At 56.1% G+C, this 15,793-nt stretch carries 15 protein-coding genes; 2 read left to right on the forward strand and 13 right to left on the reverse strand.

All coding sequences use genetic code 11. The annotated features are described in order from the left end of the window. Nucleotides 1–28: 28 nt before the first annotated feature. Nucleotides 29–796 (reverse strand): triose-phosphate isomerase, encoded by a 768-nt coding sequence (gene tpiA, locus AC4OVS_RS22655; RefSeq protein WP_003862019.1) that lies wholly within the window; start codon nt 794–796, stop codon nt 29–31. Between the two features lie 111 nt (nt 797–907). Beyond that, nucleotides 908–1,504, reverse strand: coding sequence for a DUF1454 family protein (locus AC4OVS_RS22660; protein ID WP_022649805.1), 597 nt, complete (start codon nt 1,502–1,504; stop codon nt 908–910). 112 nt (nt 1,505–1,616) lie between these two features. On the opposite strand from AC4OVS_RS22660, the gene AC4OVS_RS22665 reads away from it, so the two are divergent. Further along, nucleotides 1,617–2,036 (forward strand): DUF805 domain-containing protein, encoded by a 420-nt coding sequence (locus AC4OVS_RS22665; protein ID WP_022649804.1) that lies wholly within the window; start codon nt 1,617–1,619, stop codon nt 2,034–2,036. Here the strand turns inward: AC4OVS_RS22665 and fpr are convergent, their stop codons facing one another. The 4 genes from fpr to AC4OVS_RS22685 form a co-directional block, all read right to left on the reverse strand. After that, the gene (gene fpr, locus AC4OVS_RS22670) at nt 2,037–2,783 is read right to left on the reverse strand and encodes a ferredoxin--NADP(+) reductase (protein ID WP_022649803.1); all 747 of its coding nucleotides are present in this window, start codon (nt 2,781–2,783) and stop codon (nt 2,037–2,039) included. A gap of 96 nt (nt 2,784–2,879) precedes the next feature. Further along, the gene (gene glpX / locus AC4OVS_RS22675) at nt 2,880–3,890 is read right to left on the reverse strand and encodes a class II fructose-bisphosphatase (RefSeq protein WP_023307187.1); all 1,011 of its coding nucleotides are present in this window, start codon (nt 3,888–3,890) and stop codon (nt 2,880–2,882) included. 170 nt (nt 3,891–4,060) lie between these two features. After that, nucleotides 4,061–5,569 (reverse strand): glycerol kinase GlpK, encoded by a 1,509-nt coding sequence (gene glpK, locus AC4OVS_RS22680; RefSeq protein WP_022649801.1) that lies wholly within the window; start codon nt 5,567–5,569, stop codon nt 4,061–4,063. A gap of 21 nt (nt 5,570–5,590) precedes the next feature. Further along, nucleotides 5,591–6,436 carry an MIP/aquaporin family protein gene (locus AC4OVS_RS22685; protein ID WP_427178768.1) on the reverse strand — a complete coding sequence of 282 codons (846 nt, stop codon included), beginning with the start codon at nt 6,434–6,436 and terminating at the stop codon, nt 5,591–5,593. 400 nt (nt 6,437–6,836) lie between these two features. On the opposite strand from AC4OVS_RS22685, the gene zapB reads away from it, so the two are divergent. Further along, the gene (gene zapB / locus AC4OVS_RS22690) at nt 6,837–7,076 is read left to right on the forward strand and encodes a septal ring assembly protein ZapB (protein ID WP_022649799.1); all 240 of its coding nucleotides are present in this window, start codon (nt 6,837–6,839) and stop codon (nt 7,074–7,076) included. Nucleotides 7,077–7,659: 583 nt separating this feature from the next. Here zapB and rraA read toward each other — a convergent pair. From rraA to priA, 7 genes are all read right to left on the reverse strand, one after another. Then, nucleotides 7,660–8,145 (reverse strand): ribonuclease E activity regulator RraA, encoded by a 486-nt coding sequence (rraA, locus tag AC4OVS_RS22695; protein ID WP_022649798.1) that lies wholly within the window; start codon nt 8,143–8,145, stop codon nt 7,660–7,662. A gap of 92 nt (nt 8,146–8,237) precedes the next feature. Continuing rightward, entirely contained in the window at nt 8,238–9,164 is a 927-nt protein-coding gene (gene menA / locus AC4OVS_RS22700; RefSeq protein ID WP_114138782.1) for a 1,4-dihydroxy-2-naphthoate polyprenyltransferase, read from the reverse strand. 62 nt (nt 9,165–9,226) lie between these two features. Further along, a complete protein-coding gene (hslU, locus tag AC4OVS_RS22705; RefSeq protein WP_022649796.1) occupies nt 9,227–10,561 on the reverse strand; it encodes an ATP-dependent protease ATPase subunit HslU in 1,335 nt (444 codons plus the stop codon). Nucleotides 10,562–10,570: 9 nt separating this feature from the next. After that, on the reverse strand, nt 10,571–11,101 hold the full coding sequence (gene hslV / locus AC4OVS_RS22710) for an ATP-dependent protease subunit HslV (RefSeq protein WP_022649795.1): 531 nt from the start codon (nt 11,099–11,101) through the stop codon (nt 10,571–10,573). Between the two features lie 94 nt (nt 11,102–11,195). Further along, entirely contained in the window at nt 11,196–12,164 is a 969-nt protein-coding gene (gene ftsN / locus AC4OVS_RS22715; protein ID WP_017383099.1) for a cell division protein FtsN, read from the reverse strand. A 92-nt stretch (nt 12,165–12,256) separates the two neighbouring features. Beyond that, complete coding sequence (gene cytR, locus AC4OVS_RS22720; protein ID WP_491922734.1) at nt 12,257–13,282, reverse strand: DNA-binding transcriptional regulator CytR; 1,026 nt, start codon at nt 13,280–13,282, stop codon at nt 12,257–12,259. A 119-nt stretch (nt 13,283–13,401) separates the two neighbouring features. Continuing rightward, nucleotides 13,402–15,597 (reverse strand): primosomal protein N', encoded by a 2,196-nt coding sequence (priA, locus tag AC4OVS_RS22725; protein WP_491922735.1) that lies wholly within the window; start codon nt 15,595–15,597, stop codon nt 13,402–13,404. Between the last annotated feature and the right edge of the window lie 196 nt (nt 15,598–15,793).

The raw sequence follows: 15,793 nt of genomic DNA on the forward strand, positions 1-15,793 counted from the left end.
AGCGAAGCGCCACCCGCCCCAAAGGCAATTACGCCTGCTTAGCCGCTTCTGCCGCTTTAACGATCACCGCGAAAGCGTCTGCTTTCAGGGATGCGCCGCCAACCAGCGCGCCATCGATGTCTGGCTGGGTGAACAGCTCAGCTGCGTTTGATGCGTTAACGGAACCGCCGTACTGGATGATGACCTGCTCAGCCACTTTCGCGTCTGCTTTTGCAATGTGGTCACGGATGAACTTGTGCACCGCCTGTGCCTGCGCTGGAGTTGCAGATTTGCCGGTACCGATCGCCCAGACTGGCTCGTAAGCGATAACCGCGCCTTCGAACGCTGCCGCGCCCTGGGTTTTCAGCACAGCGTCGATCTGACGTGCGCACACTTCTTCGGTTTTACCCGCTTCGTTTTCTGCTTCGGTTTCACCGATGCACAGAACCGGGATCAGACCCTGCTCTTTCAGCACAGCGAATTTCTTCGCGATGAACTCGTCAGATTCTTTGTGGTAGGTGCGACGCTCAGAGTGGCCGATGATGATGTATTTCGCGCCGATGTCTTTCAGCATTTCAGCGGAGGTTTCACCGGTAAACGCGCCAGACAGGTTAACGTCAACGTTCTGCGCGCCCAGAATGATGTGGCTGCCGTCAGCGGCACGTTTAGCCAGATCCAGGTACATATCCGGCGGAGCGATGGCAACCGCGCAGCCGGTCACGCCAGCCAGCTCTTTACGCAGGTTAGCAACCAGTTCGTTTACCATGTGGCGGCTGCCGTTCAGTTTCCAGTTACCCATCACTAAAGGATGTCGCATTTCAATTCTCCACGCTCAATAAGCGAATTAAGGAATATGGCCACCCTTAAGGGCAGCATGGTCTGTGAATCAGTATAGAGATTTTCCCTCGAAAGGCTTTGCTTTTTGTCATTAATTCGCCCCCTCGAGTGCGTCTGATAGGGCCAGCTTAATCGGTTCAACCGCGAAGGTCAGCCCCTTTTCGCCGTTATCTGCGACAACATAGCGAACGGCACCTTCCGTATCGGCGTAATAGCGTTTGTTTTTCCCGGCGGTAAGCAGTTTTTGCAGCTTTTGCTGGCTTTGCGCTTTCGTGAAGGTGGGGGTAAAGGCGCGCAAAATAGCACTCATATACTCCAGCGCTTTCGCTTTCGCTGCTTTCTGCTCTGGGCCCTGAATCGGCAGCCAGGTGATCTGCATACTTTTGATTTTTAACGTTCCGCGCTCAAGGGCAGTGGAAGCATATAGATTCTCGTTAATTTTGCTGGCAGCGCGGGTCAGGGTTGGCGTATCGCGGGCACCGTCAATCGCACGGAACTCCCCCAGCGCAAGCGAGGGGTTTTCTTTATTGAAGGCTTCGCGGAACTGGCTGATAGATTGATCGAAAGAGGGGGCGCCCGCCAGAAGGTAGGGGGCGGTGACCGGGGAAGCCGGTTCCGCGGCGTGCAGAGAAAAACTGGCGCTCAGCATCGCTAAACACAAATAAAGAGAGTGTGCCGAACTTTTCATCAACATTGCCCCTGGCCGTTATTGCCCATGATTAAAACGATATCTGGTCGGCTTGTCAAAAGGTCACAACTCCAGGGTAAAATGCGGGCTAAACAATAATAAGGAACCTTACATGACCATACAGCAGTGGTTGTTTTCATTCAAAGGGCGTATTGGACGCCGTGACTTCTGGATCTGGATGGCAGCGTGGGTTGTCGCCATGCTGCTTCTGTTTTTTGTTGCCTATAACGCCTGGCTGAGCACGCAAACTGCGGCTTTTGCGCTGGTCTGTTTACTGTGGCCAACCGCTGCCGTGGTGGTGAAACGTCTGCACGATCGCGGTCGCTCCGGCGCTTGGGCTTTTCTGATTATTCTGGCGTGGATGCTAGTGGCGGGGAACTGGTCAATGCTGCCCTCCATCCTCCCGTGGGTGGTGGGCAGACTGCTGCCGACGGTTATCTTTGTGATGATGGTTGTCGAACTGGGTGCGTTTATTGGCACCCAGAGCGAGAACAAATACGGAAAAGATACCCTTGAGGTGAAGTACCGCTGATCACCAGTAGTGTTCGGCGGTCATATGGCCCGGTCGGCGGCGAAGGTGTTTCGTCATCTGCCGGGTATCCTTCAGCAGTTGCTGCGTATCGCGCACCATCTGCGGATTACCGCACAGCATCACATGGCTGGTTTCGGTATTCATCGGTAAACCCACCGCCTCTTCCAGCGCGCCGCTTTCAATCAACGCCGGAACGCGACCGGTTAACGAGCCAGCTGCGGTTTCGCGGCTGACCACCGTCTGAATTTTTAACTTCCCGCCATATCGCTGTTCCAGCGCCTGCATCTGCGGCAAATAGCTCAGGTCTGCGGCGTAGCGCGCGGCGTGAACCAGCACGATATTCTTAAAGCGCTCCAGATCTTTGCCGTACTCCAGGATAGAGAGATACGGGCCGATGGCCGTGCCGGTCGCCAGCATCCAGAGCGTGTCACAGTCGGGGATTTCATCCAGCACGAAGAACCCCGCCGCGTCGGAGACAATCTGCACCTCATCGCCCGGTTTCAGCGCGGCGAGGCGCGGGCTGAGCTTACCGTCCGGGACGGTGACCAGATAGAACTCGAGATCCGGGTTATCAGGCGCGTTAACGTAAGAGTAGGCGCGCTGTACGCGTTCACCGTCGATATCCAGCCCGAGCTTGGCAAACTGCCCGGCGGTAAACGGATGAACGGGCGCGTGCAGCGTGAGGCTAAATAGCGCATCGGTCCAGAACTGTACCTTTGTGACTTTACCTGTTACCCAGTCCGCCATGATCTTCTCCTGTGCTGTTTCTCTCTTCTATCTTCCGTACTTGTGGGAAACATTTCCAGCCCATTCGGGCCGGAAAGCTCTATCGATCAAACGGTTTTACAGAATGTGCGTCTGTACGTCCGGGTCTTTGCGGTCGAGATAATGAATGGACTGAATGCGGCGAATGGTGCGGGATTTGCCGCGGATCAGCAGGGTTTCAGTGGTGGCCATGTTTCCCTTGCGGGTGATGCCATCCAGCAGATCGCCTTTGGTGATGCCGGTTGCGGAGAAGACCACGTTATCGCTGCGAGCCATCTCGTTCAGCGCGAGCACTTTATTGGCCTCGATGCCCATCGCCGCACAGCGCGCCAGTTCGTCTTCACCAATGCGAAGGTTCTCGTCGCTGTCGCCTTTGACCTCATGGCGTGGCAGCAGACGCGCCTGCATATCGCCGTCCAGCGCGCGGATCACTGCCGCAGAGACCACACCTTCCGGCGCGCCGCCGATGCCGTAAAGCACGTCGACCTCGCTGTCCGGCATGCAGGTCAGAATAGAGGCGGCAACGTCGCCATCAGGAATGGCAAATACGCGCACGCCGAGTGCTTGCAGATAAGCGATGGTGGCGTCGTGGCGCGGTTTCGCCAGGATGGTCACGGTGAGTTCGTTGAGCGGTTTACCCAGCGCCGCTGCGATATTGCGCAGGTTGGCATCCAGCGGCAGGCTAAGGTCGATAGCGCCTTTAGCACCAGGACCGACAATCAGCTTTTCCATGTACATATCTGGCGCGTTGAGGAAGCAGCCCTTATCGCCCACCGCCAGCACCGCCAGCGCGTTGGCCTGGCCCATCGCCGTCATGCGCGTGCCTTCGATCGGGTCGACCGCGATATCCACCGCATCGCCTTTGCCCGTCCCGACTTTTTCACCGATGTAGAGCATCGGGGCTTCGTCGATTTCGCCTTCGCCAATGACGATAGTGCCATCGATATTGACCTGATTAAGCACAATGCGCATGGCGTGGACGGCTGCGCCGTCTGCGGTATTTTTGTCACCACGACCCAGCCACTTATAGCCTGCAAGGGCAGCTGCTTCGGTGACGCGGGAAAACTCGATAGCAAGTTCACGTTTCATGAGGTACTCGTACAATCAAAAGGAATTGCACGAAGTTTATCACAGAGTGGGGAGGGGGAGGGGTGGTGCGGTCTGAGCCCCTCACCCCGGCCCTCTCCCCAAAGGGGAGAGGGTGTTTTAAGTCCCCTCGCCCCTTTGGGGAGAGGGTTAGGGTGAGGGGTGAGTCTGTCTTACTCGTCGTGCTCTTCCCATGCCAGGGCACGTTTCACCGCTTTCTTCCAGCCGCTGTAGCGGTAGTTGCGCTCGGTGGTTTCGATGCCTGGACGGAATTCGCGTTCGATCACCGCTTTTTCCTGAAGCTCGTCAAGGTTTTGCCAGAAGCCAACCGCCAGCCCTGCCAGATACGCCGCGCCCAGCGCCGTTACTTCTCGCACCTCAGGACGTTCAACGCGGGTACCCAGAATGTCGGACTGGAACTGCATCAGGAAGTTGTTGGCTACCGCACCGCCGTCCACGCGCAGGGCGTGCAGACGAATGCCGGAGTCCGCCTGCATCGCTTCCAGCACGTCGCGCGTCTGGTAGGCGATGGATTCCAGGGTCGCACGAATAATGTGGTTTGAGTTCACACCGCGCGTCAGGCCGAAAATCGCGCCGCGGGCGTACGGATCCCAGTACGGTGCGCCCAGACCGGTAAACGCTGGCACCACGTATACGCCGTTGGTGTCTTTCACTTTGGTCGCGAAGTATTCGGAGTCAAACGCATCGCTGATCAGCTTCATCTCGTCGCGCAGCCACTGAATGGAGGCACCCGCCATGAATACCGCCCCTTCCAGGGCATAGTTCACTTCACCGCGTGGGCCGCAGGCGATGGTGGTCAGCAGACCGTTTTCTGATTTCACCGCTTTCTCGCCGGTGTTCATGAGCATAAAGCAGCCGGTGCCGTAAGTGTTCTTCGCCATCCCTTCCTTGACGCACAGCTGGCCGAACAGCGCCGCCTGCTGGTCACCGGCAATACCGGCGATAGGAATACGGGTGCCGCCTTTACCGCCGATGTTGGTCTGGCCGTAAACTTCTGAAGATTTGCGCACGTCTGGCAGCATCGCACGCGGAATGTCCAGCGCGTCCAGCATCTTGTCATCCCACTCCAGGGTGTTGATGTTGAACAGCATGGTGCGCGAGGCGTTGGTGTAGTCGGTGACGTGAACGCGTCCCTGAGTCATCTTCCAGATAAGCCAGGTATCGACGGTGCCAAACAGCAGCTCGCCGCGTCGTGCACGTTCGCGTGAACCTTCCACGTGATCGAGGATCCACTTCACTTTGGTGCCGGAGAAATAGGGGTCAATGACCAGACCGGTTGTACTGCGCACGTACTCTTCCATTCCGTCGCGCTTCAGTTTTTCGCAGATCTCTGAGGTGCGGCGGCACTGCCAGACAATGGCGTTGTAGATGGGCTTACCGGTTTCGCGCTCCCAGACAACGGTGGTTTCACGCTGGTTGGTGATACCGATAGCGGCAATCTCGTCAGAACTGATGTCGGCTTTCGCCAGCACTTCCACCAGCGTGGAGCTTTGTGATGCCCAGATCTCCATCGGGTCGTGTTCAACCCAGCCTGGACGCGGATAGATTTGCTCAAATTCGCGTTGAGACACGCTGACAATGTTCGCGTCATGATCCATTACGACAGCGCGGGAGCTGGTAGTGCCCTGGTCGAGCGCAACGATATATTTTTTTTCGGTCATGGTATGTGTCCCGTAGTCAGATTACAGCGAAGCTTTTTGTTGTGTGGTGGAAGTCGACTCTTTTTCCTCTTCCACACAGGTGTCGCACGGTAAGTGGCGACCAATTAATTTGCGATAGCCGAATGCGCCCAGCGCCGCCCCTACGATAGGCCCGAACAGCGGAACCAGGAAGTAAGGAATGTCTTTGCCGCCGGTAAAGGCGACATCGCCCCATCCTGCAAAGAAGGCGAAGGTTTTTGGACCCAGGTCACGCGCCGGATTCATCGCAAAGCCGGTCAGCGGACCCATGGATGCGCCAATTACCGCAATCAGAAGGCCAATCAAAAGTGGTGCCAGCGGGCCGCGCGGAATGCCGTTTCCGTCGTCGCCCAGCGCCATAATGACGCCCATCAGAATAGCGGTAATCACCATTTCAACTGCGAACGCCTGCACAAAATTAATATGCGGATTCGGATACGTTGAGAAAATGCCTGCCAGTTCCAGACTTTCGACACTGCCACGCACCATATGATGCGTCTGTTCGAAGTCGGTGAAAAGATTGTAATAAAGCCCGTAAACTAACGCCGCTGCGCAAAAGGCGCCGGCAAATTGTGAAATGATGAAAGGGACAACTTTGCGTCCGTCAAAGCACGCGAATAGCCACAACGCGATGGTCACCGCCGGGTTAAGATGTGCGCCGGAAACCCCTGCGGTCAGGTAGATGGCCATCGCCACGCCCAAACCCCAGATAATACTGATTTCCCACTGACCAAAACTGGCACCTGCCACTTTCAGTGCAGCGACACAGCCTACTCCGAAGAATATCAACAACCCGGTACCCAGGAACTCGGCAATGCACTGGCCTTTTAAGGTTGATGTCTGACTCATAATCGGAATCCTGCAAAAGAGTAATGTTTATTGTTTGCGTGACCGCCCGTGACAGCCACGATGCCCTGTAGACATAGTGTTAATTTATCGTTAACGAGCACAAACGAGAAATATCGAAATCAAAATGTGTGGTCTGTGTCAATAAAATGAGCGTTTTCGCGCCATAAAGCGCGTTTTTGCATCAACGGTATAATGTGAGCTGAATCATTTCATTAACTAAAGAGTTAACAATTTAGGGGTATATGCCGCGAACGCACCAGGACCAGACCTAAAAGTGTTGCAAACCGCGATCTGCGCGGTGTGTCGCTGGACACAGAGCGCCGCGCTCCATACAATCGACGGTATATGTCGTGCGCGTTTACGTTAAAGCGTCGCCTTGCAATTCAGGAGAGGTAGCATCATGTCTTTAGAAGTGTTTGAGAAACTGGAATCGAAAGTACAGCAGGCGATCGACACCATCACCCTGCTGCAGATGGAAATTGAAGAGCTGAAAGAGAAAAACAACTCCCTGTCCCAGGAAGTTCAGAATGCTCAGCACAGCCGTGAAGAACTGGAGCGCGAAAACAACCAGCTGCGCGAACAGCAGAACGGCTGGCAGGATCGCCTGCAGGCACTGCTGGGACGTATGGAAGAAGTTTAATTCCGGTGGGGTTAACTGATTAGGCCGGGTAAGGCGAAGCCGCCACCCGGCTTTTTTATGGTTTTCGCTAACCGATATCAAACCATAAAAAAGGCCGCCTGAGGCGGCCTTAACGCTACTTGTCCTGCGCTGTCGTAGCAAAAGCAACAAACCCAACAGGTTCATCGCTCTTTACAACGAGTACGCTGGCGACAATGAACGCGATACATAAATAGCGTTTCATTATGCGGTCCCTGCTGCTTACCGCTCCACCGTTCACCACCGGTGATAAGTCGGTGGACACAAGCCCGGTTAAAGGTTGCTTTACGGTTGTGAATACACCTTTCCCTGGACCGGCGCCCATTTGCGAGATGGCGGAAAGGGACACAGCATCATAATGAGCAACAGCTGCGGAGTTAAGGTTCCCACACATAATTAGGAATTCATAAAGGGTCGACAGGGGTTACCTGAGGAATGAATCAGGGTAAGATAAAAATCCTGGTTAAAGGTTGCAATATCACCCAACGGACCGCGAATCCCGAGGGACAAAAAAACCGCCACATTGCTGTTGGCGGTTTTTTTATGCATCTCGCTTATCGATTAACTACTCAATGTCCAGCGCATCCTCGGAAAGGATAATGCCGGTATTGTCAGCATAAAGGTGGTCGCCCGAGAAGAAGGTCACGCCGCCGAAATTGACGCGCACGTCGCTTTCGCCGATGCCGTCGCCCGCTGCGCCTACCGGTATGGCCGCGATGGCCTGAATCCCGATATCCATGTCTTCGAGATCGTCCACCTGACGCACGGAACCGTACACCACAATGCCTTCCCACTCGTTCTGGACGGCAATTCCCGCCAGTTCAGCATCAATCAATGCACGGCGCACGGAACCGCCGCCGTCGACCACCAGAACGCGGCCACGGCCGTTCTCTTCGAGCAGATCGTACAGCAACCCGTTGTCCTCGAAACATTTCACCGTGATGATTTGTCCGCCAAACGACGACCGTCCACCAAAGTTGGAGAACAGGGGTTCAACGACGTTGACATCTTCCTGGTAGATGTCACAAAGCTCGGAGGTATCGTATTTCATAGGTTTAACGCTCTGTTGCTGCGAATGTGTTCAGTATATCGTGCGAAATGCCTTGTTGGCAAAATCATCAATTGTTAATTGATATTTGTCAGCTAACTCAGCGTCTGGCTTAAAACAATCCCGATGACGAACAGCAGGTTAGTCAGCAACGCGCCTTTTACCGTGCGCTCCAGCATCGGCGGCATGGCAGCCGGGCTGAGTTCACGCATGACATAGCGGGCCTGCTTAAACAGCAGCGGTGCGGCGAGCACAAACAGCCAGCCCCACAGGCTGTGCAGAGAGATCAGATTGAACAGCGCCAGGCAGACCAGCGCGCCGATGAGCAGGCAGGCGTGATAGCGGCGGGCATTCACCGGGCCCAGACGCACGGCCAGCGTGTTCTTACCGTTCTCACGGTCGCTGTCGATGTCGCGCAGGTTATTGATATTCAGCACCGCCGTCGCCAGCAGACCGCAGGCGGTCGCGGGCAGGAACAGGGCGGGGATCACCGTATGCGCCTGCAAGTACCAGCTTCCCATGACGCTCAGCCAGCCGAAGAACACCAGTACGGAGATGTCGCCCAGACCAATATACCCGTAAGGACGCGTCCCGACGGTATAGGTAATTGCTGCAATAATGGCAAGCAAGCCCAGCACCAGGAAGCCAATGAAATCGCTGGTGGTTTTCGAGGCGACCGTCACCAGCGCCAGGCCGGACAGGCAAATCAACACCACGGTGATAATCAGCGCCCGCTTCATCTGTGCCTGGGTAATTACCCCTTTTTGCATCCCGCGCAGCGGCCCGATACGATCAGGTTTATCGCTGCCTTTTACCGCATCGCCGTAATCATTGGCGAGATTAGAGAGGATTTGCAGTAGCCCGGCGGTGACAAGCGCCAGACCAGCCACCAGGGGATCGAAATGCCCCTGCCACCAGGCAAGTGCGGTACCGACGATAATGGCGGCAAAAGCCAGAGGAAGCGTTTTTGGACGCAGACTTTCGAGCCACGCCTGCGTACGGCTGATATCAGTCATAGTTATTTAGCCAATAAAAATGGGGGCCATAGCCCCCATCAACAGTGATGAAAATGCATTGAACGCGATTATAGAATAAAACGGCTCAGATCTTCATCTGCCACTAACGCATCCAGGTGTTTGCCCACATACTCTGCGTCAATGGTAATGGTTTGACCGTTAAGGTCGCTCGCATCGTAAGAGATATCTTCCACCAGGCGTTCCAGCACGGTGTGCAGACGACGCGCACCGATGTTTTCGGTGGTTTCGTTGACCTGCCATGCGGCCTGAGCGATGCGTTTGATCCCATCGTCGGTGAACTCGATATTCACGCCTTCGGTCGCCATCAACGCTTTGTACTGTACGGTCACAGAAGCGTTTGGCTCAGTCAGGATACGTTCGAAATCTTCAGTGGTCAGCGCCTGCAGCTCAACGCGGATTGGCAGACGACCCTGCAGTTCCGGAATGAGATCGGATGGGCTGGCAACCTGAAACGCACCTGACGCGATAAACAGAATGTGGTCAGTTTTCACCATGCCGTGCTTGGTAGAGACGGTGCAACCTTCCACCAGCGGCAGCAGGTCGCGCTGAACGCCTTCGCGGGAAACATCCGGGCCGGAGCTGTTGCCGCCGCGCTTACAGATTTTGTCGATTTCGTCGATAAACACGATACCGTGCTGCTCAACCGCGTCGATAGCGTCCTGTTTCAGCTCTTCCGGGTTAACCAGCTTCGCGGCTTCTTCTTCAATCAGCAGCTTCATCGCGTCTTTGATTTTCAGCTTACGCGCTTTCTGTTTCTGCCCGCCCAGGTTCTGGAACATGGACTGCAACTGGCTGGTCATCTCTTCCATGCCCGGAGGGGCCATGATTTCCACGCCCATTGGCGCGGCAGCGAGATCGATCTCAATCTCTTTGTCGTCCAGCTCGCCTTCGCGCAGTTTTTTACGGAATGCCTGACGCGCAGCAGAAGGTTCAGGCTGCTGTTCAGCCTGTCCCCAGTTATTTTTTGCCGGTGGGATCAGCACGTCGAGAATACGCTCTTCGGCCATCTCTTCGGCGCGATAGCGGTTTTTCTCAATCGCCTGGACACGCACCATCTTAATCGCTGAATCGGTCAGGTCGCGGATGATGGAGTCCACTTCTTTACCCACATAGCCCACTTCGGTGAACTTGGTGGCTTCAACTTTGATGAACGGCGCGTTAGCCAGTTTGGCCAGACGACGAGCGATTTCGGTTTTACCCACCCCGGTCGGGCCGATCATCAGAATATTTTTTGGTGTCACTTCGTGGCGGAGCTCTTCGTCGAGCTGCATGCGACGCCAGCGGTTACGTAGTGCGATAGCCACGGAGCGCTTGGCGTTGTCCTGGCCGATAATGTGTTTGTTCAGTTCGCTGACAATTTCGCGTGGGGTCATTTCAGACATGGGCGATCCTTACGCTTTGGAGGTCAATTCTTCGATGGTGTGATTGTGGTTGGTATAGATGCAGATATCACCTGCAATATCCAACGCTTTCACCGCGATATCGCGCGCGTTCATGTCGGTATTTTCCAACAGCGCACGGGCTGCGGCCTGGGCGTACGGGCCGCCAGAGCCGATGGCAATCAGGTCGTTTTCAGGCTGAACCACGTCGCCGTTACCGGTGATGATCAGCGAGGCGTTTTCGTCAGCCACGGCCAGCAGTGCTTCGAGCTTGCGCAGCATGCGGTCGGTACGCCAGTCTTTTGCCAGCTCAACGGCGGCTTTCACCAGATGACCCTGATGCATTTCCAGTTTGCGTTCAAACAGTTCAAACAGCGTGAAGGCATCAGCCGTGCCGCCTGCGAAACCGGCGATCACTTTGTCGTTATAAAGACGACGTACTTTCTTCACGTTGCCTTTCATGACGGTATTACCCAGCGTGGCCTGGCCATCACCGGCAATTACCACCTGGCCGTTACGGCGTACACTTACTATTGTTGTCACGAGCAGACCCCCTGGTTACAGATTCGGGAAACAGAAGCCCTGAGCCTGTGCTCAGGGCTGAATTAAATGATAGATGGGGGGGATTTTGGGGGTTTCAACCCCCGGAGGCGAGTCGAATGCAGTTTGTGTGGCCAGCCACTTTCAAACGGGAAATGGTGCCGTCTGCGTTTTCTTTGCCTTTGACCGGTCCAATCACCACGCGATTCCAGCCGTTATTGGTGGTAATGCGTGAGTCAAATCCTTCAAATGCCAGCTGAGCTCGCACCGTTTCTGCCTGCTCAGCGCCTTTAAACGAACCGCACTGAACCATCCAGCGGCGTTCATCTTTTTTCTCAGCCGTCTGCTTTGGTGCCTCGGTCTCTTTAGTGACCGGCGCAGCCTGCTGCGTTTTTGGCTGTTGCGCAGTGGTATGTGCAGGCGTCTGCAACAGATCCTGATACGGCTGTGCTGTTTGCTTCTGCGGCTGGGCTTTCGGCTGCTGCTGAACAGGCTGCGTTTGTACGGTACGCGTCTGCTGCTGCGGTTGTGTACGCGGCTGTTGTACCGGCTGCGTCTGCGTCCACTGCTGCTGTTGCGTTTGCTGCTGTGCCTGACGCTGGCGCTGCAACGTTTGCTGACGCTGCGCCGGGGTTTGTTCGTTCCACGGTACTTCGTTCAACTGCGTAGGCTGCTGGCGCATGTCCGCCTGCATCTGAGCGAGCAACTGGCGCTGTTCGTCCGTCAGCTGATCGGCATTCTTCACTTCACCCCCGGCAGAAGGCTCGGTAGGCGCACGTACGCCAGGCTGGCGGCTTTCCAGCTCTTTAATGTAGCGCCAGCGCTCTTCAGGCTTCGGAGGAAGGCCGTTGCCGACGACCTTGTTACCCTGAAGGGCTTCAGACTCTTCTTTTTTATGATGCGTAATGAAGTAGAGGCCGCCAATAAAGGCCACCAGCACAGCCGCAGCAATGGCGACCATGGCTGGGGAGACAGCAGACAGGCTACGTTGCTTGCTTTTTGAACTACTCTTTTTGCGTCGCGAAGGTGCCGGCTGGCCGCGACGTACATAATCTCGTTGTGCCACTATCGTTTCGCTGTATTTATTCGTTCGTCAGCCCGCCATGTTACTTAAGCGACGGGGCTTTGACCAGATAAGGGTGTCGAAAGGTATTTACTTTAAGTTAATGCCTGGGTAGAGCCGCGCACAATCAGCTCACAATCCAGTAGTCGTGACCCACTGCTAACTGTTTGACCGTGCAACTGATCCAGCAAAAGCAGCATCGCTTCCCGGCCAATGTCATACCGCGGCTGCGAAACAGTCGAAAGCGGCGGATCGCAAAACTCCGAAAGCGAAATATTATCAAAACCGATTATCGACAGGTCCTTCGGCACGCGCAGGCCGTGACGTTTGGCGTAGGATAACGCCCCCAGCGCCATCACGTCGCTGTGGCAGAAGACCGCGGTAGGCGGTTCTGGCAAGGTAAGCAATTTTTCCAGCGCCTGCCCGCCCGCTTCAAAGGTGAAATCACCGCGCGCAATGTAGTGCGGATCGACAACAGCCCCGGTACGGCGAAGCGCCTGAACGTAGCCCTGCAACCGGTAATGACACAGCGGCATCTCTTCTGGTCCGGCAATACAACCGATACGCTTATGCCCCAGCTCCTGAAGATAGTTCACGGCGTTGAACGCGGCGGTGAGGTTATCGATATGAACGGTCGGCAGCTCCAGCTCCGGCGCGAATTCGTTCGCCATGACCATTGGCGGTAAATTGCGCTGTTCTTCAATGCTGGCATCAAACGGCAGGCGTGAGCCAAGCAGCAGCATGCCATCAATCTGCTTGGTGATGATCAGGTCGATGAACGTTTTTTCCTGCTGGTTCTGGTGGGCACAATCACCAATCAGCACCAGATAGCCCTGGGCGGCGGCCGTGACCTCAATGCCGCGGATGATTTCGCTGAAGAAGGGATCGCAGATGTCCGGCACGATCACCAGGATGGTGCGGGATTCGTTGCGTTTAACGTTGCGCCCCATGGCTTGCGGGAAATAACCGACCTCAAGCGCCGCCTTTTCAACCCGGTTTCGGGTCGCCTGGGAGACTTTGTCAGGGTTCATCAATGCGCGGGACACGGTTGCTGTTGAGACTTGTGCTTTCTCGGCAACGTCTTTCATGGTCGCCGAGGCAACCTCTTTCCTGGACTTCAACGTCTTCTCCTCGCCTGAACACCGAACTGCGGACCGCACCATTTTTACAGATAGTTAATGGAATCGGTTACAGAATTTTCATAAAAAGTGTGAGGCGCATTAAATTTTTCGATCCGTCTTCAGCCTTCAATCGGATCGACGTCCAGAACCCACTTCACTTTTCGTGCTTCCGGCAGGGTATTAATCAGCGCCAGCGTGCCGCTGACGATCTGCTGTAAACGGATACGCGAAGGGTGCTGAAGTAAGAGTTGCCAGCGGAAACGGCCGCCGCGTTTCGGGGCGAGCGCGGGTACCGGGCCTAAAATCCACAGCTGATTATCCACCAGTGGGCTGGCCTGCAGGAGATTTCTCAGCTGTTGCAGGAATAGCGGCGCCTGCTGGTTGTTATGATCTTCCGCACGGATGATGACGTGGCTGGTCCACGGAGGAAGCTGCATCGTCTGACGTTCGGCCAGCGCCTGGTCGGCGAAGGCGTCATAGCCTTTGTGCAGCAGCGTTTGCAGCAGCGGGTGCTCAGGATGGTGCGTTTGCAGCACTACTTCGCCCTGCTTACCCGCTCGACCGGCGCGACCAGCAACCTGGGTATAAAGCTGTGCGAAACGCTCGGCGGAGCGAAAATCCGCGGAGAACAGCGCGCCGTCGACGTCCAGCAGGGCGACCAGCGTCACGTCCGGGAAGTGATGCCCTTTCGCCAGCATTTGAGTGCCAATCAGGATGCGCGCGCCGCCGCGATGCACTTCCGCCAGCTGCTGCTCCAGTGCCCCTTTGCGGCTGGTGGTGTCCCTGTCGATACGCGAAATGGGCACATCAGGGAAGAACGGCGCCAGCGCCTGTTCGAGCTGCTCCGTCCCCAGACCCACCGGCACGATGTGCGTTGAGCCGCAGGACGGGCACTGACGGGGTACCGGACGCTGGCTGTCGCAGTGGTGGCAGCGTAAATGGCGCTGAGCCTGGTGGAAGGTGTAGTAGTGATCGCAGCGCGGGCACTCGGCAATCCAGCCGCAGTCGTGGCACAGCAACGCAGGCGCGAAGCCGCGGCGGTTCAGGAACAGGATCACCTGGTTGCCCGCCTGCAAATGTTGGCGCATGCGGTTAATCAGCGCAGGCGCTAACCCGGCCTGCACCTGCTGGCCTTTCAGATCCAGCACATGCTGAATGGCCGGACGGGCATTTCCCGCGCGGCGCGTCAGGCGCAGCATGTGGTATTTACGCTGGCGAACGTTGTGCAGCGTTTCAAGCGCGGGGGTGGCGGACCCCAGAATAATGGGGATTTGCTCGCTGTGGGCGCGGTACACGGCTAAGTCGCGGGCGTGATAGCGCCAGCCTTCCTGCTGTTTATAGGAGCTGTCATGCTCTTCATCGATCGCGATAACGCCGAGATTTTTAAACGGCGTAAAGAGTGAGGAACGGGTGCCAATCACAATCGCCGCTTCGCCGTTTTTCGCTTTCAGCCAGGCGCTGAGGCGCTCGCTGTCGTTCAGGCCGGAGTGCAGAACCTCAACGGGCGCATTAAAGCGTTCACGGAAACGGGCGATGGTTTGCGGCGTCAGGCCGATTTCCGGCACCATTACCAGCGCCTGTTTACCCTGCGCGAGCACATTTTCCAATACGCTCAGATACACTTCGGTTTTACCGGAGCCAGTGACGCCCGCCAGCAGCCAGGCGGAGAAACGATCGGCGGCGCTGTGAATCGCGCCCACGGCGGTGGCCTGTTCGGTATTCAGACGCAGGCGATCGCCCGAGACGGAAAAGCCGTCGCGCCAGTCGTGAAGGGCAGGTGCTTCGCTGGCCAGCTCGCTCAGCCCTTTCTTCCTTAATGCCTGCAACGCGGTTTCGCTCACCTCGAGCTCGTCGACCTGATGGCGCCAGATTTTCCCCTGGCGTAGCGCGGCCAACGCCTGCTGTTGTTTTTGCGAGCGCTTCAGGCTGTTAATGTCGACCGCCTGACCCTGCTCGGTGGCAAACCAGTACCACATTGGCGCATGGCTGGCGCGCTTACCCTGACGCAGCATAATCGGCAGGGCGTGGAACAATACGTCGCCAATAGGATGGTGATAATAATCTGCCGCCCACAGCAGCAGTCGCCAGGTGCTGTGAGAGTAAACAGGTTCATCATCCAGCACTTCAACGATCGATTTCAGCTCGGTAAGCGGCAGCTCGCTTTTATCGCTGACGGAGACGACGATCCCCACGCGCTGCTGTTTACCGAACGGCACGGTCACGCGACAGCCCGCTTTGGCGCTCATGCTGTCGGGCAGCAGGTAGTCAAAGGTGCGGGGAAGCGGAACGGGCAGGGCAACGTGAGCGACGGGCATCGAATCTTCCTGACTTGAAAAGTGGCGCGTTAGTATACACATTAGTGAAAGCGGCGTGCGGATCAGTTTGCATACGTTGGTTAAATTCTGTATGATTCGCCGCCTTTGGTGTACTTTACGCCAAAGAACTTACATTCAACATCGCGTGGTGTCTGGCGTTAGGGCTGGAAGAGCGACGCGGCCTTAACTGAGGTTC

This window comes from Enterobacter sp. 4974935 (genome assembly GCF_058661735.1).